General features: G+C 69.1%; 13 protein-coding genes. 10 read left to right on the top strand and 3 right to left on the bottom strand.

What is annotated here, in order from left to right; all coding sequences use genetic code 11:
• Window positions 1-738 precede the first annotated feature (738 nt).
• The gene (locus C5B85_RS18020) at window positions 739-5,517 is read right to left on the bottom strand and encodes an NAD-glutamate dehydrogenase (RefSeq protein ID WP_104287389.1); all 4,779 of its coding nucleotides are present in this window, start codon (window positions 5,515-5,517) and stop codon (window positions 739-741) included.
• An 89-nt stretch (window positions 5,518-5,606) separates the two neighbouring features.
• Entirely contained in the window at window positions 5,607-6,653 is a 1,047-nt protein-coding gene (locus C5B85_RS18015; protein WP_104287388.1) for a Gfo/Idh/MocA family protein, read from the bottom strand.
• Window positions 6,654-6,827: 174 nt separating this feature from the next.
• Between C5B85_RS18015 and C5B85_RS18010 the strand changes: the two genes are divergently transcribed.
• From C5B85_RS18010 to C5B85_RS17990, 5 genes are all read left to right on the top strand, one after another.
• On the top strand, window positions 6,828-8,342 hold the full coding sequence (locus C5B85_RS18010; protein WP_104287387.1) for a hypothetical protein: 1,515 nt from the start codon (window positions 6,828-6,830) through the stop codon (window positions 8,340-8,342).
• 665 nt (window positions 8,343-9,007) lie between these two features.
• The gene (locus tag C5B85_RS18005) at window positions 9,008-10,156 is read left to right on the top strand and encodes an amino acid ABC transporter permease (protein ID WP_181064500.1); all 1,149 of its coding nucleotides are present in this window, start codon (window positions 9,008-9,010) and stop codon (window positions 10,154-10,156) included.
• Entirely contained in the window at window positions 10,153-10,971 is an 819-nt protein-coding gene (locus C5B85_RS18000; RefSeq protein ID WP_104287386.1) for an amino acid ABC transporter ATP-binding protein, read from the top strand. Before C5B85_RS18005 ends, C5B85_RS18000 begins: the two co-directional genes overlap by 4 nt.
• 123 nt (window positions 10,972-11,094) lie before the next feature.
• Window positions 11,095-12,117, top strand: coding sequence for an ABC transporter substrate-binding protein (locus tag C5B85_RS17995; RefSeq protein WP_104287385.1), 1,023 nt, complete (start codon window positions 11,095-11,097; stop codon window positions 12,115-12,117).
• Between the two features lie 17 nt (window positions 12,118-12,134).
• A complete protein-coding gene (locus C5B85_RS17990; RefSeq protein ID WP_181064499.1) occupies window positions 12,135-13,661 on the top strand; it encodes an MFS transporter in 1,527 nt (508 codons plus the stop codon).
• On the opposite strand, the gene C5B85_RS17985 is transcribed toward C5B85_RS17990, so the two are convergent.
• Complete coding sequence (locus tag C5B85_RS17985; protein ID WP_258070900.1) at window positions 13,645-14,709, bottom strand: alpha/beta hydrolase; 1,065 nt, start codon at window positions 14,707-14,709, stop codon at window positions 13,645-13,647. The genes C5B85_RS17990 and C5B85_RS17985 overlap by 17 nt on opposite strands.
• 167 nt (window positions 14,710-14,876) lie before the next feature.
• On the opposite strand from C5B85_RS17985, the gene C5B85_RS19320 reads away from it, so the two are divergent.
• The 5 genes from C5B85_RS19320 (at window position 14,877) to C5B85_RS17965 (ending at window position 19,736) form a co-directional block, all read left to right on the top strand.
• Window positions 14,877-15,416: a hypothetical protein gene (locus tag C5B85_RS19320; protein WP_181064498.1), complete on the top strand. Its 540-nt coding sequence runs from the start codon at window positions 14,877-14,879 to the stop codon at window positions 15,414-15,416.
• Between the two features lie 71 nt (window positions 15,417-15,487).
• Window positions 15,488-16,189 carry a lysophospholipid acyltransferase family protein gene (locus C5B85_RS19315; RefSeq protein ID WP_181064497.1) on the top strand — a complete coding sequence of 234 codons (702 nt, stop codon included), beginning with the start codon at window positions 15,488-15,490 and terminating at the stop codon, window positions 16,187-16,189.
• Entirely contained in the window at window positions 16,186-17,820 is a 1,635-nt protein-coding gene (locus C5B85_RS17975; RefSeq protein ID WP_104287382.1) for a glycosyltransferase family 2 protein, read from the top strand. The genes C5B85_RS19315 and C5B85_RS17975 overlap by 4 nt, the downstream gene beginning before the upstream one ends.
• A gap of 63 nt (window positions 17,821-17,883) precedes the next feature.
• Window positions 17,884-18,696: a hypothetical protein gene (locus C5B85_RS17970; protein ID WP_104287381.1), complete on the top strand. Its 813-nt coding sequence runs from the start codon at window positions 17,884-17,886 to the stop codon at window positions 18,694-18,696.
• 215 nt (window positions 18,697-18,911) lie between these two features.
• Window positions 18,912-19,736: a copper resistance CopC family protein gene (locus C5B85_RS17965; protein WP_146078013.1), complete on the top strand. Its 825-nt coding sequence runs from the start codon at window positions 18,912-18,914 to the stop codon at window positions 19,734-19,736.
• Window positions 19,737-19,759 lie beyond the last annotated feature (23 nt).

The following is a 19,759-nucleotide window of genomic DNA, read 5'->3' as shown; positions in this document are numbered from 1 at the left end:
GCCCTGCCCTGCCCCGCCCCCGCTCCGCAAGGGCACGCGGATTAGGGCACGCAGAGTTGTGGCAAGTTGTCCTCGCGATGGTCGAGAAGGACAACAAGCCACAACTCTCAGTCCGTTTCGCAGGCCGAGAGCCGCTGCGATGGCGGCGAGGTGATCCAAAGGCAGATGCGCGGGGGACCGCATCCGCGCGCAGAGTTGTGGCTTGTTGCTCTTGCGAGCGTCGGCAAGAGCAAAAGGCCACAACTCTCGGCCCGTTCCGCAGTATCGGGCCGGCTCCGAAGGATCGGGGACGCTCCGAAGGAGCAGGGACGCTCCGCGGGCTTCGGGGTCGTCCGAAGGTGGATGCGCCGGGGCCGGATTCGCGCGCAGAGTTGTGGCTTGGTGCTCTTGCGAGCGTCGGCAAGAGCAAAAGGCCACAACTCTCGGCCCCTTCCGCAGGATCGGGGACGCTCCGCAGGATCGGGGACGCTCCGAGGGATCAGGGACGCACCGCGGGCTTCGGGGACGCTCCGAAGGTGGATGCGCCGGGGCCGGATTCGCGCGCAGAGTTGTGGCTTGTTGCTCTTGCGAGCGTCGGTAAGAGCAACAGGCCACAACTTTCCAGGCGGGCAGGCGGGCAGGCGGGCAGGACGCGGGCGCGCGGCGCGCGGCGCGCGGCGGGCGCGGCGGGCGAGCGCGCGGCGGGCGAGGCAGGGCGGATGCGCCTGCCCCGCCTGCCCCGTCTGCCCCGCCCCGGGCTCAGCGCACGAGCGAGCGCAGGCGGCGCAGCGCGACGGACAGTGTGGCGAGGCCCGTGTCGTCGCCCGCGTGCACCGCATCCGCTGCTTCGCTGAGGGCTCGGGTGGCGGTCAGGCCGAGGCTGCCGATCCAGGCGTCCACGCGCTCGTCCGGCTCGGCGTCGTCGGTCTGCGAAATGACGGATGCGGCGAGCTCGACCATGACGGCGTACAGGTCGTCGCGCATCGCGGCGCGTGCCATCGACCCCCAGCGGTCGTCCTGCGGCAGCGCCGTGACGCGCGTGAGCATGTCATCGAAGCTGACGCGGGCCGACAGTGAGTAGTAGACGCCCGCGAACTCCTCGAGGTCCCATCCCTCGTTCCCGGCGCGCTCGATGATGTCGAGCAGCGGCATGAGCTCAAGCAGGCCGGCGCCGCGCAGTGCGAGGGCGTGCGGCACGCCCGCCGCCTCGAACTCGCTCACGCGCTCCGCGAACCGCTCGCGCTCCACACCCTGCTGCAGCTCACCGATCCGCGACGCGAACTGGGCGACGGGGCCCGTGAAGCGGGTGATCTCCTCGCCGATGTCGATGCGGTCGGGCCGGTGCTGCACGAACCAGCGCGTGGCTCGGTCGAGGAGTCGACGGAAGCCGAGGTACAGCTCAGTCTGCGTGGAGGTCGAGACGACGTTGTCGGTCGCCTCGATCTCGATGACGAACCCGCGCAGGTCGAAGATCTCGCGGGCTGCGACATAGGCGCGCGCGATCTCCTCGCTGGTTGCGCCCGTCTCGTCGGCCGCCCGGTAGGCGAACGTGATGCCGCCTCGGTTGACCATGGAGTTCACGACGGCGTTGACGACGATCTCCTGTCGCAGCGGATGCGCGTGCAGGTCGGGCCCGTACTGCTCGCGGACCTCGGCCGGGAAGTACTCGGCCAGGGTGTTCGCGAACCAGGGATCGTCGGCGAGCTCGGTGGCGGCGAGGTCGCTCTTGAGCGCCAGCTTGGCGTAGGCGACCAGGACGGAGAACTCGGGCCTTGTGAGCCCTCGTCCGTCCTCGACGCGGCGTTTGATCTCGGCGTTCGACGGCAGGAACTCGAGCTCCCGGTCGAGCTCGTCGCGCTCCTCCAGCCACGTGATGAGGCGCTTGTGGGAAGGGAGCATCTGAGCGGCGTTCGAGCGCGAGTTGCCGAGGAGCACGTTCTGCTCGTAGTTGTCGCGCAGCACCTGGGCTGCGACCTCATCCGTCATCGCACGCAGCACTTCGTTGCGCGCCTCGCGGTCGAGGCGCCCGTCGCGCTCGACGGCGCCGAGGAGGATCTTGATGTTCACCTCGCGGTCGGAGGTGCCGACGCCCGCCGAGTTGTCGATGGCGTCGGTGTTCAGGCTCACGCCCGACAGCGCCGCCTCGATGCGGCCGCGCTGGCTCACGCCGAGGTTGCCGCCTTCGCCGACGACGCGGAGCCGAAGCTCGCGACCGTCGACGCGGATCGCGTCGTTGCCGCGGTCGCCGATCTCCGCGTTCGTCTCGTCGCTGGCCTTGATGTAGGTGCCGATGGCGCCGTTCCAGAGCAGATCGACGGGGGCCAGCAGCACCGCTTTCTTCAGCTCGAGCGGGGTGACGCGCTGCACGTCGGCGTCGAGGCCAAGCGCCTCCCGCATCTGGGGCGTGAGGGGGATGGACTTCTGCGAGAGCGGGAAGACCCCGCCGCCTTCCGACATGACGGTGCGGTCGAAGTCGTCCCATGAGGAGCCGGGCAGGTCGAAGAGCCGCTGACGCTCGGCGAACGTCGCCGCCGCATCCGGGTTCGGGTCGACGAACACGTGGCGGTGGTCGAACGCCGCGACGAGACGGATGTGCTCAGAGCGCAGCATGCCGTTGCCGAACACGTCGCCGGACATGTCGCCGACGCCGACGACCGTGAAGTCCTGCGTCTGCGTGTCGTGGCCCAGCTCGCGGAAGTGGCGCTTGACCGACTCCCACGCGCCGCGCGCAGTGATGCCCATGCCCTTGTGGTCGTAGCCGGCCGAACCGCCGGACGCGAACGCATCCGCGAGCCAGAAGTCGTAGCTCTCCGAGATGCCATTGGCGATGTCCGAGAACGAAGCCGTGCCCTTGTCGGCGGCGACCACGAGGTACGGGTCGTCGCCGTCGTGGCGCACCACGTCTCTCGGCGGCACGATGTCGGTGCCGACCCGGTTGTCGGTGATGTCGAGGAGCCCGCGGATGAAGGTGCGGTAGGCGGACTTGCCGGCCTCGAACCACGCGCCCCGGTCGCTCGGGGAGGGCAGCTGCTTCGCGAAGAACCCGCCCTTGGACCCGGTTGGCACGATGACGGCGTTCTTCACCATCTGCGCCTTCACGAGCCCGAGCACCTCGGTGCGGAAGTCCTCGCGGCGGTCGCTCCAGCGAAGCCCGCCGCGGGCGACACGGCCGAAGCGCAGGTGCACGCCCTCGACCTCAGGCGAGTAGACCCAGATCTCGGCCATCGGATGCGGCTTCGGGAGCCCGGGCACGCGTGTGCAGTCGAGCTTCATGGAGACCCAGTGCTTGGGCTTGCCGTCCGCATCCACCTGGTAGAAGTTCGTGCGCCACGTCGCGTCGACGATGCCGATCATGGAGCGCAGGATGCGGTCGTGGTCGAGGCTCGCGACGTCGTCGAGCGCCGCGAGGAGGCCCTCGGTCAGCGTCGCGAGCTCAGCCCCGCGGTCGCCGTTCAGCGCGGGGTCGAACTTCGTCTCGAAGAGCCGCACGATGTCGGCCGCGATCACCGGGTTCTCGATGAGCGCCTGCTCGATGTACTCGACCGAGAACGTCGCGCCGATCTGGCGCTGGTACATGCTGATGGCGCGCAGGATCACGATCTGGCGCCAGCGGAGGCCCCCGAGCAGGACCAGCGAGTTCAGCCGGTCGGTCTCCGACTCACCCGACCAGACGGCGGTGAACACGGACTCCAGCTCCGCGCCCCACTCGGCGTCGTTCCAGACCGCCGCGCTCGGCGCGGTCAGCCCGAAGTCGGAGATGTGCAGGTTCGTGCCGTCCGGCAGCGTGATGACGTACGGGTGCTCGTCGACAACATCCACGCCGAGGTCGGTGAGGGCGGGGAGGACCCTCGTGATGGGGTACACGTCCTGGGAGGCGAACGTGAAGTAGCGCTTGCCCGGCTCGTCCAGCTCTGGCGCGTACAGGTGCACGGCGAAGGACGTGGTCTCATCCAGTTGCTCGAGGAGCGCGATGTCATGGACCGCGTCTTCCGGCGGGATGTTCTCCTTGTAGCCCTCTGGGAACGCCGACGAGTACGTGCCGAGGAGCTCTGCGGCCCGCTCTTCGTCGTAGATGCGGTGCAGGCCGTCGACCAGCTCTTCGTCCCAGCCGCGGATCGCGCGTTCAATGCGTGGCTGGAGTTCCTGTTCGGAGACGTCGGGAAGCGGGGTCCCCTTCGGCGCTCGCACCACGAAGTGCAGTTGGGCGAGGGGGGATTCGCCGACGCGCGTGGCGTGGTCGACCTGGCTGGACTCGAACGTCGTGCGCAGCAGTTCCTCGATGCGCAGGCGAACCGTGGTGTTGTAGCGGTCGCGCGGCAGGTAGATGAGCGCGGAGGCGAAGCGGCCGAACTCGTCGCGGCGCAGGAAGATGCGGTAGCGCCGCCGTTCGCGGAGCCTGCTGACCTCGGAGGCCACGGCGTGGAGGTGCTCGACGCTGTCCTGGAACAGCTCGTCACGTGGGTACTGCTCGAGGGTCTGCAGGAGATCCTTGCCGGAGTGCGAGTTCGGGGCGTGCCCGGACGCGCCGAGCACGGCCCGGACCTTGGCGCCGACGATCGGCAGGGTCAGGACGGATGCCGCGTAGGCGACCGACGTGAACATGCCGAGGAAGCGGAGCTCGCCCGTGACGTTGCCGTCCTCGTCGAAGCTGCGGATGCCGATGTAGTCGAGGTACACGTCGCGGTGGACGGTGGCGCGAGAGTTGGCTTTCGTGATGGTGAGGAGGCGCGGTTCGCGTGCCGTGCGCTGCGCTTCCGGCGTGAGGCGGGTGCTGGCGGTCGATGGCCTGCGAAGGATGCCGAGACCCGTGTGCGGCAGCGGGCGCAGCACTTCCTCGCCATCCTCGTCCGTCTCCAGCGAGTACTCGCGGTAGCCGAGGAAGGTGAAGTTGTCTTCTGCGAGCCAGGTCAGGAACTCGACAGCGGAGGCGATCTCCTCTTGCGTGACGCTGGTCGGCGGCTCCGTGCGCAGGTCGGTGACCAGGTCGAGGCAGGCGCGACGCATGGGGCGCCAGTCGGCGACCGCGGAGTGGACGTCGGCGAGCACGTGCTGCAGCCGGTCGGCCAACTCTTCGCGTGCCTCCTCCGTGGCGATCCTGTCGACTTCGAGGTGTATCCACGACTCGAGCGTGCCGCCGTGCGTGTGCATCTCGAGCAGTTCGCCGTCCTCGTCGCGGCGCACGGAGACGACGGGATGCGCGAGGAGGTGGACGGCGATGCCCTGCCTGGCGATGGCCGCTGTCACCGAGTCGACGAGGAATGGGGCGTCGGAGGTGCAGATGTCGACGATCGTGCGCCGCGAGCTCCAGCCGTCTTCCTTGAGCGTCGGAGTGAACACGGCGATGAGGGTCTCGTTGTCTTGCCTCCGGGACGCGAGCCTCCGCATCGTGGCGGCCGCCCCCACGATGTCGCGCGGTTCCCGTGTCGCGATGTCGTCAGCGTCGACGTCTTCGATCAGACGCTCGAGCCCTGCCCTGAGGCTCGGCTCGACGTCGTCGAGCGCCTCGCGCAGGCCGGTGAATTCAGTTCCGTGGATCATTCCCTACCCCTTTATGGGCGGGCCTCCATTGGCCCGCCATCGCACCCCGTGCCTTGATGGTAGCCGGGGTGGAGGGGGCGGGTCGCCGCTCAGATGGTGACAGTGTGTCCCGTGCGCGCGCTCTCGCGGGCAGCATCCAGGATCTCGACCGTGTGCAGGGCCTCCTCGAGCAGCACGGGGGGAGCGGATTCGCCTCGGACGGCGGCGAGCAGCGTTCGGTAGTACTCCGAGTAGTCGCCGCGCGCGGATGGTACGGGAACGCTGCCTTCGGCGGTGTGCAGGACCCCCCAACGCTCCTCGGCCTCGATGCCCCAGCCTGCGGCATCGACGGCGGATGCGGGGCGAAGGCCCGCGTCGATCTGCATCGTCTGCACGTCGTCCATCCGCGACTCGTAGGAGCCGAGGTCGCCGTACGCGATGAGCTCGCGGCCCTCAAGGTGGTTGATCTTGCTCGAGGCGACGCGGGAGAACGCGCCTCCCGCGTGGTACAGGGCGACGTCGAAGCCGCAGTCGACCTCGACGCCATCGACCGTAGTGATGTCGAGGTGGGCGCTCACGCGCTCGACGGGGCCAAAGAGAAACGCCATCTGGTCGACGAGGTGGCTGCCGAGGTCGCGCAGCAGCCCGTGCGCCGGCCCGGTCTCGAGGGTGCCGGAGTCGTCCTGGTCCATGCGCGATGAGACTCGCCAGATCTCACCGAGCCTGCCGTCGTCGATGACCTGCTTGAGGGTGACGAGGTCGGTGTCCCAGCGTCGGTTCTGGTAGGCGGTGAGGATGCGTCCGTTGCGCTCGGCGGCGGCCTGCAGCTCGCGGGCCCCCTCCGCCGTGGGGGCGAAGGGCTTGTCGGCGACCACGTGCACGCCCCGCTCGAGAGCTCGCAGGACAAGTTCGCGACGTGAGTCTGGCGGGGTCGTGATCACGACGGCATCGACGCCGGAGTCGATGAGTGCATCCAGCGAGTCGAACGGGGGCACGCCTGGGGCTTCGGCCCCCAGTACGGCGCGGCGTTCCGGTGAGCGGGTCACGACGCCGGCCAGCTCCCAGCCCTCGACGGCCTGGATGTAGGGCACGTGAAAGCGGTGGCCGCCAGCCCCGTAGCCGACGACGCCGATGCGGGACGGTGTGGATGCGCTCATGGGGCTCTCGATTCTGCGCTGAAGAGATTGATGCTAATGACAGGACAATGCTACGTCAGTGGTGCCCGGGCAACAACGACTCGACTGTCGGAGGTGTGGTGTTGAATGAGCGGAGACAGCAGCCGAGGCAGCAGCCGAGATAGCTACAGGGACAAAAACGGAGGGGGTGCGACCGTGGTTGATGGCAGGAACGGGTACACGCCGCCGGCGGACTACCGGGCACCCGACTTCGTGCGGCAGTGGGCCGACTCCGCAAGCCGTGGCGCCGACCGTATCGAGCAGGAGCGCGAGCAGCGCGCGAGAGACGGGCAGCGCGACGCCGAGCAGCGGGCGCAAGATGGGCAGCGCACGCTCGAGCAGAGCTCGCAGGACGCGCAGCGCGCCGCAGGGCAGGCTGCACGGGATGCGCAGCGAGCGGCCGAGCAGCTCGCCCGCGACGCAGGGCGGGCCGCGACGAGCACCGCAGCACGCGCCACCTACGACCTCGACCGCAGCGGCGAGGGTGCCCAGCGCGGTCTCGCCTACTCGCACGGCTCCGCGAACGACGCACTGCAGCGTCGGCGGGCGCAGATGCCGGCCCAGGCGCCGGCCCAGGCGCCGAGCGCTGCAGCCAGCTCCCAGCCGGCCCTCGCATCCAACCCCGCCCCGCCGCTCCCTCCCGTTTCGCAGGCGGCCACTCCCGGCGTGCATCCGACTCCCGCCGTGCCCAAGAGCCGCGCGGCCAAGGGGCCGGCAGCGAAGAACGCCGCCCACCTGGGGCAGCCGGGCTTCGGGCCAGGGTTCGCGGTCTTCGCGGGGCTCGCGGCTATCGTCTCGGCGTTCCTGGGCTACTGGATCCCGGTGGTCATCGCGATCTTGTTCTCGGCCGGGCCGATCAAGCGGGGCTTCGCATCCGGCGCCAAGGGTATAGCGACCGCCATCCTTGCGATCCTCCTGCTCGCCGCCGCCGCCGGTATCCAGGTCCTGCAGATTCTCCCCGGCACCTCGAGTGGCGACGATGAAGTCAGTAGCGAGTCGAGTAGTGAGTCGAGTAGCGAGTCGAACAGCGAGTCGACGCCGGTCGGTCTCGAGGGCGACGCTATCGAGACCGGTGCCCTCCCCGAGTTCAGCTTGCAGGCCGGAAGCCCCGTTGGAGGATTCGGTGAGGCCAACCTCAATGTCGTGCTGCCGGAGGGCACCGGCCAGCTGGCCGTGCTGCAGGTCGACGACAAGGTCGGCGGGCTCACCGCGTCGATGTACAGCGGCGATCAGGTCATCGGCTTCGAGTACGTGGAGCGCGCGACCGGTGGGACGGCGCAATGGCTCATCAACACGGAGGCGGCCTTCGCGCAGTCGATCGGCGACGATCCCGCGCCGCTGGTCGTCGACAGCATTATGGTCATGAGCGAGGGGGAGTGGACGGCAGAGATTCTGCCGGTCTCCGTGCTCCCGCCCTTCGACGCGGCGCTCGACGGAGTCGGCCCAGGTCTCTACTTGTACACGGGTGCTGGCGGTGAGGTTGCTGTCACGTCGGGTGACTACGGGCGCCTCGCGATCTCAGTGCACGGCTCGCAGTTCGACTACATCACGGCAGAGATCCCCGAGGTCGTGACGACTTCCTGGCCTGCCGGTCCCTCCGTCGTCGAGGTCTCCGAGGCGAAGAAGATCGACGGCACCCCGCTGCCCTGGAACATCCAGGTCACGGTCTAGTCCGCGAACTTCGTCCCGCGACGCCTCGCGTTGCGCGGGTTGCGCGCGCTGTTCGGGTTGCGGGGGTTGCGCGCGCTGTGCGGGTTGCGGAGAATTCGCATCCGGGTCGCGAGAGTTGTGGCTTGGTGCGGCTGGCCGGGGCTGGAGGCGCGTCTGGCCACGATTCTGGATGCGGAGGTGTGGTTTCCTGCGTCGGGTCGCGAGAGTTGTGGTTTGGTGCGGGTGGTCGAGGTTGGAGGTGCGTCTGGCCACGATTCTGGATGCGGAGGTGTGGCTTTCTGCGTCGGGTCGCGAGAGTTGTGGTTTGGTGCGGGTGGTCGAGGTTGGAGGTGCGTCTGGCCACGATTCTGGATGCGGAGGTGTGGTTTCCTGCGTCGGGTCGCGAGAGTTGTGGCTTGGTGCGGGTGGTCGGGGTTGGAGGGGCGTCTGGCCACAATTCTGTCGAGGTCTCGACTCGTGAACTGCGACGGCTACGCCCCTTCTCTGACCCTTCACCTGGCGACGGCGTGACCGCATGTGACGCAACACTGCGCCGGGCGTCCCTCTCGGAACTTTCGAGTACCGACCGCTACTGACGCTCATCCGCCTGCCCATACCTTCTCGACATGCCCTCAGAACTGAGGGCCAGCCCCCAGAATCCGGGGGCCCGCCGAGAGGAGAACGCGATGTCACAACTCGACACCGCACCGACCACCGACAGCCCGCCGTCGACGCCGCCGGACGACGCCACGCCATTGGCGAGCCGCCGGATGCAGACGCTCGGGCCGGGCGAGCACCTCAAAGTTGTGCACCCCAAGCACTGGGTGCTGTGGATACTCTCGGCCGTCGCAGTGTTCGCGGTCGCCCAGTTCGTGTGGTCGCTCGTCACGAACCAGCGCTACGAGTGGAACGTGTTCGGCGAGTACTTCTTCAGCGAGATCGTCCTCAACTCGCTCATCCTGACCCTGCAGCTCACGGTCATCTCCGGGGTCATCGGCTTCGTGCTCGGTGCACTGCTCGCGCTCGCCCGCCTCTCGAAGTCGCCGCTGCTGAACTCCTTCTCGTGGAGCTTCATCTGGTTCTTCCGCTCGGTGCCGCTCGTCGTGCAGCTCGTGGTCTGGTACAACCTCGGCTACCTGTATCCGACGCTCGGCCTCGGGACGCCCTTCACGACCGACTTCTGGCTCGTCGAGTTCCCGACGGTGCAGCTGATCTCCTCGTTCGCGGCCGCGACGCTGGGCCTCTCCCTGCACCAGGCGGCCTACTCGGCGGAGATCATCCGCGCCGGCATCCTCTCGGTCGACCAGGGCCAGCTGGAAGCATCCGCCGCGCTCGGGCTCCCGCGTCGGTACCGTTTCTTCCGCATCATCCTGCCGCAGGCGGCCCGCGCCATCACGCCGAACGCCTTCAACGAGATCATCGGCCTCGTGAAGGGCACCTCTGTGGTGTTCGTCGTCGCGCTGCCCGAGCTGTTCTACACGGTGCAGGTCATCTACAACCGCAACCAGCGCATCATCCCGCTGCTCCTCGTCGCGGTCGTCTGGTACGCCATCATCACGACGCTCCTCTCGATCGCCCAGTACTACATCGAGCGCCACTTCTCGAAGGGCGCCCACCGCGAGCTGCCGCCGACGCCCATCCAGAAGGCGAGGGCCTGGATCTCCGAGAAGTGGGCCCTGCTCGACGACGACAAAAGCGATGAGGACCCCGAGAAACCGGACGGAAAGGCTGCCGAGGGCAAGAAGGCGCTCGACCGGAAAAAGAACGGCGTCCCAGCAGGAGCACCAGTACCAGCAGGAGCCCCGTCAACACGGAAGGACGTGAGCGAAGCATGAGCCAGGCAACCATCAACAGGAACGTCGAAGCCGAACTCGAACGCAGCAGTGCAGCATCCGGGCAGGTCAGCGTGTGCGGCGTGAGCAAGTCGTACGGCACCCATGAGGTGCTGCACGACATCGACCTCGAGATCGAGCCTGGCGAGGTCGTCGCCCTGCTCGGCCCGTCCGGTTCCGGCAAGTCGACGCTGCTGCGCACCATCAACCACCTCGAGTCCGTCGACGGCGGATCGATCCTCATCGATGGCGAGTACATCGGCTACGTCAGGAAGGGAGACCGCCTCTTCGAGCTGCGCGAAGCTGAAACGCTTCGCCGCCGTACGAGGGTTGGCATGGTCTTCCAGAACTTCAACCTGTTCCCGCACCTCACGGCGCTGCAGAACATCACGGCCGCCCCGGTCGCGCTGCAGCGTGCATCGAAGGCGGATGCTGAGGCGCAGGCCCGGGCGCTCCTCAAGCGGGTTGGCCTCGAGGGCAAGGAGCACCACTACCCGCGGCAGCTCTCCGGCGGTCAGCAGCAGCGCGTCGCGATCGCGAGGGCGCTTGCCCTCAAGCCGGACGTGCTCCTCTTCGACGAGCCGACAAGCGCGCTCGACCCGGAGCTGGTCGGCGAGGTGCTCGACGTGATCCGCGAGCTCGCCCACGGTGGTACGACGCTGGTCATCGTGACGCACGAGATCGGCTTCGCCCGCGAGGTCGCGGACCGCATTGTCTTCCTCGACGCGGGGCGCGTCATCGAGCAGGGCACGCCGGAGCAGGTGCTCACGAACCCGCAGCATCCGCGCACGCAGGACTTCATCCGCAAGGTGCTCTAGGGCCTCGCCTCTTTCCGCGGCCGGCAGCCCCGCCCGCGCGGGCCCGGTGCATCCGGACCCACTCTTTTTCGACCCCGATCCCCTGAACTTTCAGCAACGCATTCACCTCGAAAGGTGCCTCTCATGGCAAAGCTCAACAAGAAGAAGGTCGGCGTCATCGCCGGCGGCGTGGCGGCTCTCGCTGTCATCGGAGTTGTCGCGACGACGCTCATCGTGAACGGCCAGTCGGCCCCCGTCACGGCGGCGGAGCCCGAAGGTGCGGCGCCGGCGAGCGACCTCATCCAGTTCGACCTGACCAGCGCTAACGTCGACGGCCGCCCGCAGATCGACCCGGTTCCCGAGGCCATCGCGGCGCTCGAGGCGTCCGGCTGGCAGCCGGCTGAGGCTGGCAAGCTCACCGTCGTCGGCAGCGCGTACATCCCGCCGCTCAGCTTCCTCGCCGAGGACGACAACGTGACCCGTCTCGGCAGCGAAGCAGACTTCGCGCAGCTCATCGCCGATGGGCTCGGCCTCGAGCTCAAGGGCGAGGTCGCGGCGTGGGCCGACTGGCCCCTCGGCATCCAGTCGGGCAAGTATGACCTCATCACGTCGAACGTGACGGTGACCGAGGAGCGCAAGGACCTCTTCGACTTCGCCACGTACCGTCAGGACGTGCTCGGCTTTTACGTGAAGGCCGACAGCGACATCACGTCGATCGCGGAGGCGAAGGACGTCGCCGGCCTGTCGATCATCGTCGGTGCGGGAACCAACCAGGAGAAGATCCTCCTCGGTTGGGATGAGGAGAACAAGGCTGCTGGACTCGAGCCGGTCGACTTCCAGTACTACGAGGACGACGCTGCCGGAACGCTTGCCCTCCAATCGGGTCGAGTGGACGCGAACTTCGGTCCCAACGCGACGGCAGCGTTCAAGGCGGCCACCGACGGGGAGACGAAGCTCGTCGGCACCGTCAACGGCGGCTACCCGGCCAACGCTGCGATCGCCGCCGGCACGGCCAAGGGCAACGGGCTGATCGAGGCCGTCGAGATCGTCCTCAACCACGCCATCGAGAACGGCCAGTACGACGCCATCCTCGACCGCTGGGGCCTGCAGGATGAGCGCATCGACGTCTCCGAGGTGAACCCTGCGGGTCTCCCGCGCGAGGAGTAGTCATCTCGCATCCATCGGTGACGGAACCCGCCGCGTCCTCGAAGGCTGAGGGCGCGGCGGGTTTCGCCGCGCCAGCCGTGACCTCGTCGACGAGCCGAGCCAACGGGCTCGTGCTGGCACTCGGCGTCGCGACGGCCTTCACGACGCTCCTCGACCAGGCCGTGTTCAGCTTCGCCGTGCCGAGTATCCAACGCTCCCTCGATGCGGATGCCGCGCAGGTGCAGTGGCTGACGTCGTCCTACTCGCTCGCGTTCGGGCTCGCGCTTGTGGGGGCTGGCAGGCTCGGCGACCTGCTCGGTCGGCGGTCCCTGTACATGCTGGGGCTCGTCCTCTTCGCCGTGGCGGGGTTCGCGGCGGCGCTCGCTGACGACGCGACGACGGTCATCGTGGCTCGCCTCGTGCAGGGCTTCGGGGCTGGCATCGTCAACCCGCAGGTGCTTGGACTGTTCCAGGACACCTTCCGCGGCATCATGCGCTCGCGCGCCCTGTCGGGCTACACAACCGCGGGCTCGGCGGCCGGTCTCATCGGGCCGCTCGGCGGGGGCATCCTGCTGACTGTCCTGACGGACGACACAGGGTGGCGGCTTGTCTTCCTCTTCGCGGTTCCCCTCGCTGTGGTGCTTGTCGTCGCGGCCGTGTTCGTGCTGCCGAGACCCGTGGCCGTGCCTGGTGGGCTGCGCGTGGCGTTCAGGCAGGTGGATGCGGTGGGCGTCGTGCTGCTCGGGGCCGGAACCCTCGCGTTCCTGGTCTCCGCCGCGAGCTGCGGCTGGCTCCTTGCCGCGCTCGCGCTCGCGCTCGCGGGGATGGCATTCTTCGTCGCGTTCGCGCTGTGGGAACGGCGCGCCCACGCGGGCGGCGGGCCGGCCGTGCTGCATCCGGAACTCGCGCGGAGCCGAGGCTACCTGCTCGGTACGGCCGTGGCGACGCTCACGTTCGGTTCCGCGCTCGGCCTCGGACTGCTCACGACGCTGTTCCTCATCGACGGGCTCGGCTACTCGCCGTTCGTGGCGGCGCTGCTGCTGACGCCGCGTGCGCTCGGCATGGTGGCCGGGTCGATGCTGAGCTGGCGCCTCGTGCGACGCTTCGGCCGCGGCGGAATCACGTGGGCGCTCGGCCTCGCGCTGCTTGCCGTGACCGCTGAGGTGGCGCTCGTGACGGGCGGCTCCGAACCGCTCATCATGCTCGGCGTCGTCGGGGCGGGCGCACTGCAAGGGTTCTTCGCGGGACTCTTCACGCCCTCGAACCAATCGCTGACCCTGAACGAGGCCCCGGTTGGGGTGAACGGCGTGGCGGCTGGCTTCTACCAGCTCAGTCAGCGGCTCTCAGCAGCTCTCGCACTGTCGATCTACGCGGGCATCTACCTGGCGGTGTCGGCGACCATGCCGGCGAGCTTCGCCTTCGGTGCCGCCGCGTCCATCACGATCGCCGCGTCGCTCGGGGCGATGCTCATCTCCGCAGCCGACGGCAATCGGCGCCACAGGCCGGCCGCAGAATCAGCCGCGGAATCGGCCGCGGAGTCAGCTGAGGTCACTCAGGAGTCGTGACCGATTTCAGGAAGTCGATGGTCGAGGCGAGCGCGTTCTGCGCATCCGCCCCCTCGAGCTTGAACTGGTACTCGTGCTGCAGCTCCGGCTGGTGGTCCTCCGGGTAGAAGACCGTGGTGACGGGCACGCCGAGGCCCTGCAGCTTCGTCGCGAACGGCTGCGACTGGCTGGCCGTCAGCGGGTCGGCGTTGCCGCCCGAGATCCAGGTCTGCGGGAAGTCGGCGGTCACGGAATCGAGGGTCGACATCTCCTGGCCTGCGGGGGTGTCTGCCCAGTCCTTGTCGCCCTGGTAGGCCCAGAGGGCGACCCGGAAGCCGTAGCCGCCGAGGCCAGGCGCGTTCGGGATGCCGCTCACGTCGTAGATGCCGCAGTTCAGTACCATTCCAGCGAGCTGATCGGCGGCGAGCGCCGGGGTGAGGCCGATGAGCTTCGCGTACTCGGGGTTCGTGGCGAGGGCCGCGAGTTGGCTCGCGAGCTGCGCGCCAGCCGAATCGCCCGCGAGGATGATCTGGTTCGGGTCGATGTTGTACTCGGCCGCGTTCGCCGTCAGGTGCGTGAGGGCGTCGTTGAGCTGCGTGAGGGCCGTTGGGTAGGTGGCCTCCGGCGCGACCGTGTAGTTGACGGCGACCGTCGTGAACCCTTCAGCCGCGAGGATCTGCACGTACGGGTCGACGTTCTGCTTGCCGCCCGAGATCCACGCGCCCCCGTGGATCCACACCACGGTCGGCAGCCCCTCCGTCGTCCCGGCGGGGGAGTACAGGTCGAAGGTCGTGTCGGCGCCGTCGTCGCCGTAGGACACGTCGAGCTGCGACTGCAGGCTGTCGGCCGTCGGCGCGAACGTTTCCATCTCGGTGACCGTGCGCTTCGCGTCCAACTCGAAGAGGGAACGGATCACCATGGCCGCCGGCCAGGGCGTCGACACCCAGATGATCGCCCCGACAAGACCGGCGGACAGCACGCCAAGCGGCACCGTCCTGCTCTTGCGGCGGTACCAGGGCTTCGCCGCGTTCTTGGCTGGTCTCGGCGTGACACTTGGGGGGATGCTCACCATCGCATTCTTGCAGTACCTGGTTCCATGCAAACGCACGTCGCCGTGTTGTCTGCGGGAGTCGGCATGGAATAGGTTTCAGATCACCCCCCTCGATGTCACCCTGCAGCGCCGACCGCTCCGATCGGTGCTGTTGTTCTGGGCATCCCGATGCGATCGGTTCCTGCATGTACGCCCTCCTCGTGATCCTCCAGACAGTGGTGCTCCCGCTTGTCTTCGGTGGAGTGCACCTGGGTGTAGCGGGCGGCAACCCGGCCCTTGTGTTCGGCATCTGGTTCGCGTTCTGGGGTGTCGGGTCGCGCCTCATCGTCGCCGGCATCAGCCAGCTCATGAACCCGCGGCGCACCTCGCAGACGATCCTCGGGGCGGCGCAAGACGAATCGGACGAGCGTGGTCCCGGCGGAGCCGCGACCACGCCGACCGGCGCTGTGGTCCTCACAGAGGTCGATACCGCGACCGTGCAGGTTGTGCAGGAGCTTGGGCTCGCCAACCTCAGCCTCGGAGCCGTGGCGCTCGTCTCTTCACTCGTACCCGGCTGGGGTCTTGTCGGCGCGCTGCCTGGCGCCATCTACCTGGGGCTCGCGGGCATCCGGCACCTCGTGAAGCGCGGCAAAAGCACCAACGAACTCGTGGCGACCTGGACCGACCTTCTTGTCTTCGTGCTTGTCGTCGGCGGGGTTGTCGCGGCCGCCCTGCGCGGCTGGTGATGCGCGGGCCTCCTTGGCTCCCTGCCTCCTCGGCTCGTCGCGCGCGTCGCTGCGATAGCGTCGGTGACACAATGATGCTTCGCCTGGCTCGCGCGCTCCTCGTCCGCAGCGCCGTGCGCGACGTGCGAACGGGCCTGCTGTCGATCGCCGTCACCGGCAGGCCGCCAGGTGGCGGCGCGGTGCTCGCCGCCAACCACGCCTCCTGGTGGGACGCGTACCTCATCGGCCTCTACGCCAGAAACATCGGCGTCGATGTCGCCGTCATGATGGGCGACGAGCAGCTGCAGCGCTTCCCGTTCCTCAGGCTCGTCGGGGCCGTGCCTCCGCGGGCGCTTCGCACCCTCGCAGATCGGGCCCGCTCGGGGGACTGGGCGCTGATCTTCCCCGAAGGTGAGCTCCGCGCTGGACGCGGTCTCGGAGACCTGCATCCGGGCGCCGAGTGGGTCGCCGAACGGGCCGGTGTCGCGCTGACGCCCGTCGCGATCCGGGTCGTCCTGCGGGGGGCCGCGAAACCTGAGGCGTTCATCCGCTTCGGTGCGCCCGTGCGGCCAGAGCAGCTCGCGGTCGCGCTCGGCTCGATGCTCGAGGAACTCGACCGGGCCCTCGACGCCGCCGACCCCGCGATCCCGCTGCCCGGCTACCGGGTCGTGTTCGACGCGCGGCGCTTCCGCCGCGATCGCGTCGGCTTCGCTGGGCGGATGCTCGCTTACCTGACGAGGCCGGAGGGGTTCGGGAGACGCGGCGACCTTGCTCGTCGGAGGGGCCCCGAGTGAGCCGGTCGCTCCTGAGCCGAATCGTCGCCGGCGTCTCCCTCGCGTACCTCGGGGCGAGGGCCGCCGTTCTGCTGGCGAACGCGTTGACGCAGCCGAGCCTTCGGGCTGGGACTGGGGCTGGTGGTGGAGCCGGGGCGGGGAGGAAGGCCGGGACTGCTGACGAGGCAGGGATTGCTGGTGAGGCAGGGACTGCTGACGGGTCTGCTGACGAGGCCGGGGCTGGTGGCGCATCCGACGCCTCGACAGCGCGGGTCTCCCTCTTGATTCCCGCCCGCGACGAGGAAGCGACGCTCCGCGAGACGCTGCCTGGCCTGCTCAGTCAGGGCGCCGACGAGGTTCTGGTGCTCGACGACGAGTCGGCCGATGCGACCCGGGCCGTCGCGGAGACGGCGGGGGCGCGAGTGCTCGCTGGCACGCCGCGGCCCGACGGCTGGACCGGCAAGAACTGGGCCTGCGCGCAGCTCGCGGCGGTCGCGGCTGCCGTCGAGGTCGAGGTCGAGGTCGATCCTGCCGGCCCTGCCGATCCTGCCGGCTCTGCCGGCTCTGCCGGCTCTGCCGGCCGTGCCGATCTTGCCGATCTTGCCGGCCGTGCCGGCCGTGCCGATCCTGCCGACGGTGCTTTTCAGGCGGGGCTGTGTCCAACTTCAGTGCACATAGAGCCGTTTTCAGCCGTTTCGGGGCCAGAACGCCCGCAATCGCACCGAAGTTGGACAGGCGCGCCCGAGACCGGCAACGCCAGCAAGACCGGCAACGCCAGCAAGGCCGGCGAGACCAGCGAGACCGGCGAGACCAGCGACGCCGGCAAGACCGGCAAGGCCAGCGAGACCGGCAAGACCGGCAAAACCAGCGAGGCCAGCGCGTCCAGCGAGGCTGACAGCGCCGACGACGTGCTGATCTTCACCGACGCGGACGTGCGCTGGAACCCGGGCGCGCTCGACGCGCTCCTGGCTACGATGCGGGCATCCCGCGCCGACCTGCTCACCGTGTTCCCGCGGCAGGAGACCCGGACGCTCGGCGAACGGCTCATCACGCCCCTCAACGACGCGGTCGTGCTGGGCTCGGTGCCGATGGCCCTGCAGGGGCGACGGGCGCCGGTCGTCGCGAACGGCCAGGTCATGGCGTTCACGCGCGCCGCCTACAACAGCATCGGCGGTCACGCGGCGGTGAGCGGCGAGCTCGTCGAGGACATGCGCCTCGCCGAGCGGATGCGCGCTGCTGGTGGCCGGGTCGTCGTCGCGCGCGGCGGAAACGCGATCGGCGTGCGAATGTACGACGGCTACCGCAGCTCGGTGCGGGGGTTCGCGAAGTCGCTCCTCGGGCTGCACCACGGGTCGCGCGCGCTCATGGTGGCGACAAGCCTCCTCACCCTGTGCGTGTACACGGCGCCGTGGGTGCTGCGCCTCGGACTCGGCTCAGCGGATCAGCACTCTCCGACCGCGCGCATCCTGCGCATTGCGCGCATCGCTGGGCTGCTCGACCGCATGATCGTGAACGCCGTCACTGGCCGTCACCGGCCGCTCGACCTCGCCGAGGGGCTGCTGGGCCCGGTCAGTCCGCTGCTGGTGCTGCCCGTGTACGCGCTCGCGGGGCGCCGCCGCGTCGCGTGGAAGGGCCGCGCCTACGAGGCGTAGCCCACCGGGCTCCGCGAACCGGCCGCGTCTACGAGCAGTAGAAGACGCGCATAGACTTCTGGGGTGACCTCCCCCGGCCTGCTGACCCCCGCCTTGGGCGAAGTGGACCTGAAGGACGCTGGTCTTCACTTCGATCAGGATGCCGGCCTGGCCCCGCCGGTGGACTCGCGCCCGCATGACGCCGCACGGGTCCGCCGCGTTCGCCTCGCGTTCGTCGCGGCATCGGTCTCCACGTTCATCGCCCTCGCGTCGCACGTCTTCGCGGGCGGCGGACTGCCGGGCATGCTCGGCATCGCGTTTCCGTTCGGGCTGGCCGTGCTCGCCTGCCTGCTGCTCGCGCGCATCCGCACTGACTCGCTGCGCCTCGCACTCTCCGTCGGGGCGAGCCAGTTCCTGTTCCACACCCTGTTTGTGCTCGGCACGCCGCCAGCCGCGGGAGGTTCCGGCACAATGGCGGATGCGCACGCCGGCCACGCGGCCCACGGGCAGCTCGCCGCGTCGTCGGCCATGGCTGACTTCGCCTCGAGCGCCGGTGCCGGCTCCTCCAGCGCAGCGATCCACCTCGGGCACGACGGCCCGCTCATGTGGGCGATGCACGCCGTCGCCGCGGTGCTGACGGCACTCGCGCTGTATTTCGGCGAAGCGCTGCTCGCGAGCCTCGCGAAAGCGAAGGAAGCGGCGGTCGAATTGCTGCTGCCGCTTGGCCGCGTGGTCTTCGTGCTCCTCGCGCGCGTCCTGCGCCCGAATGTCGCCGTCGATTCCGCGCCGCTCGAGCTGCCCTGGGTTCCGGCGCTCACGGTGCGCGCCGAGCGCGCGACGCGGCGACGCGGCCCGCCGACAATCGCGATGCCCCCAGCATTCGCGACCTCGAACTAGCACCACCCTCCTCGCCTCCGCTTCGCTCGTGAGGCGCTGTCCGGTGCCGTTCGGCGTCGAAAATTCTCCGTCCGCGGCAGGAACGCGCGTCTTCGCTCGCCGGCATCGTGCCGGCCGGCATCGTGCGTGCAGGCATCGTGCGTGCAGGCACCGTGCGCGCCGGCAGTGCGCGCGCCGCTTCGTGCGCGGGCGGACAGACCCGAGGAACACTCGAGATGTCTTTCGACTCAGCACCCAAATCCACGACAGCACCCACATCCGCGACACCACCCATATCCGCGACACCACCCACATCCGCGACAGCACTCACATCCGCGACACCACTCACATCCACGACACCACCCACATCCGCGACGCCGAGGCTCGCTCTCCCCGCAGCCTCAGCCCTGATCGCGCTGCTCCTGGCCTGCCTTCTGGGGTTCGCCGGGGCGACTCCCGCGCAGGCGCACGACCAACTCGTCCAGAGCTCACCTGCCCCGGAGGCGACGCTCGACGCGTCGCCGACGGACATCACGCTCAGTTACTCCGCCAACATCATGGAGATCGGGCCGATGATCGTCCTCCAGGGCGCGGCGGGCGGAACCTGGGCGACCGGAGAGCCCGTCATCGACGGCACCACCGTGTCGAGCACGGTCGACGACGCGCTTCCCGCGGGCACGTACGCCATCAACTGGCGGGTCGTTTCCTCCGACGGACACCCGATCACGGGCACGATTCCGTTCACGGTGGGCGACCCGACCGCATTGGCGGATGCTCCTGCCGCCGACGCACCCGCCGAGGCAAGCACTGAGGCAAGCACCGAGGCAAGCACCGAGGCAGCTCCCGATGCGGCGACCGCAGCTCCCGACTCGGCGTCCGGCGCGACCACCGAACCGACGGCCGAGATCACCTCGCGGTCGCCGCTCAACGTGCCGCGGATGCTCCTCATCGGCGGACTCGGCGCGGTTGTCGCGCTCGGGGTCGCCTGGGTGGTCGTCAGGTCCCGCAAGGGCGGCCAGGCCGAATCCGAGCCGGTGAACGGCGACACCGATGCGCGCTGAATCCGCGCCTCTCACCTCATCTT

This window comes from Pseudoclavibacter sp. AY1F1 (assembly GCF_002931075.1).
Taxonomy (GTDB): domain Bacteria; phylum Actinomycetota; class Actinomycetes; order Actinomycetales; family Microbacteriaceae; genus Pseudoclavibacter.
This window is presented reverse-complemented; position numbering and strand designations above follow the sequence as displayed.

What these genes read in the sequence shown, in the direction of transcription:
- C5B85_RS18020 (WP_104287389.1), bottom strand. Translation starts at nt 5,517, where the DNA reads ATGATCCACGGAACTGAATTCACCGGCCTGCGCGAGGCGCTCGACGAC.
- C5B85_RS18015 (WP_104287388.1), bottom strand. Translation starts at nt 6,653, where the DNA reads ATGAGCGCATCCACACCGTCCCGCATCGGCGTCGTCGGCTACGGGGCT.
- C5B85_RS18005 (WP_181064500.1), top strand. Translation starts at nt 9,008, where the DNA reads ATGTCACAACTCGACACCGCACCGACCACCGACAGCCCGCCGTCGACG.
- C5B85_RS18000 (WP_104287386.1), top strand. Translation starts at nt 10,153, where the DNA reads ATGAGCCAGGCAACCATCAACAGGAACGTCGAAGCCGAACTCGAACGC.
- C5B85_RS17995 (WP_104287385.1), top strand. Translation starts at nt 11,095, where the DNA reads ATGGCAAAGCTCAACAAGAAGAAGGTCGGCGTCATCGCCGGCGGCGTG.
- C5B85_RS19320 (WP_181064498.1), top strand. Translation starts at nt 14,877, where the DNA reads ATGTACGCCCTCCTCGTGATCCTCCAGACAGTGGTGCTCCCGCTTGTC.
- C5B85_RS19315 (WP_181064497.1), top strand. Translation starts at nt 15,488, where the DNA reads ATGATGCTTCGCCTGGCTCGCGCGCTCCTCGTCCGCAGCGCCGTGCGC.
- C5B85_RS17965 (WP_146078013.1), top strand. Translation starts at nt 18,912, where the DNA reads ATGTCTTTCGACTCAGCACCCAAATCCACGACAGCACCCACATCCGCG.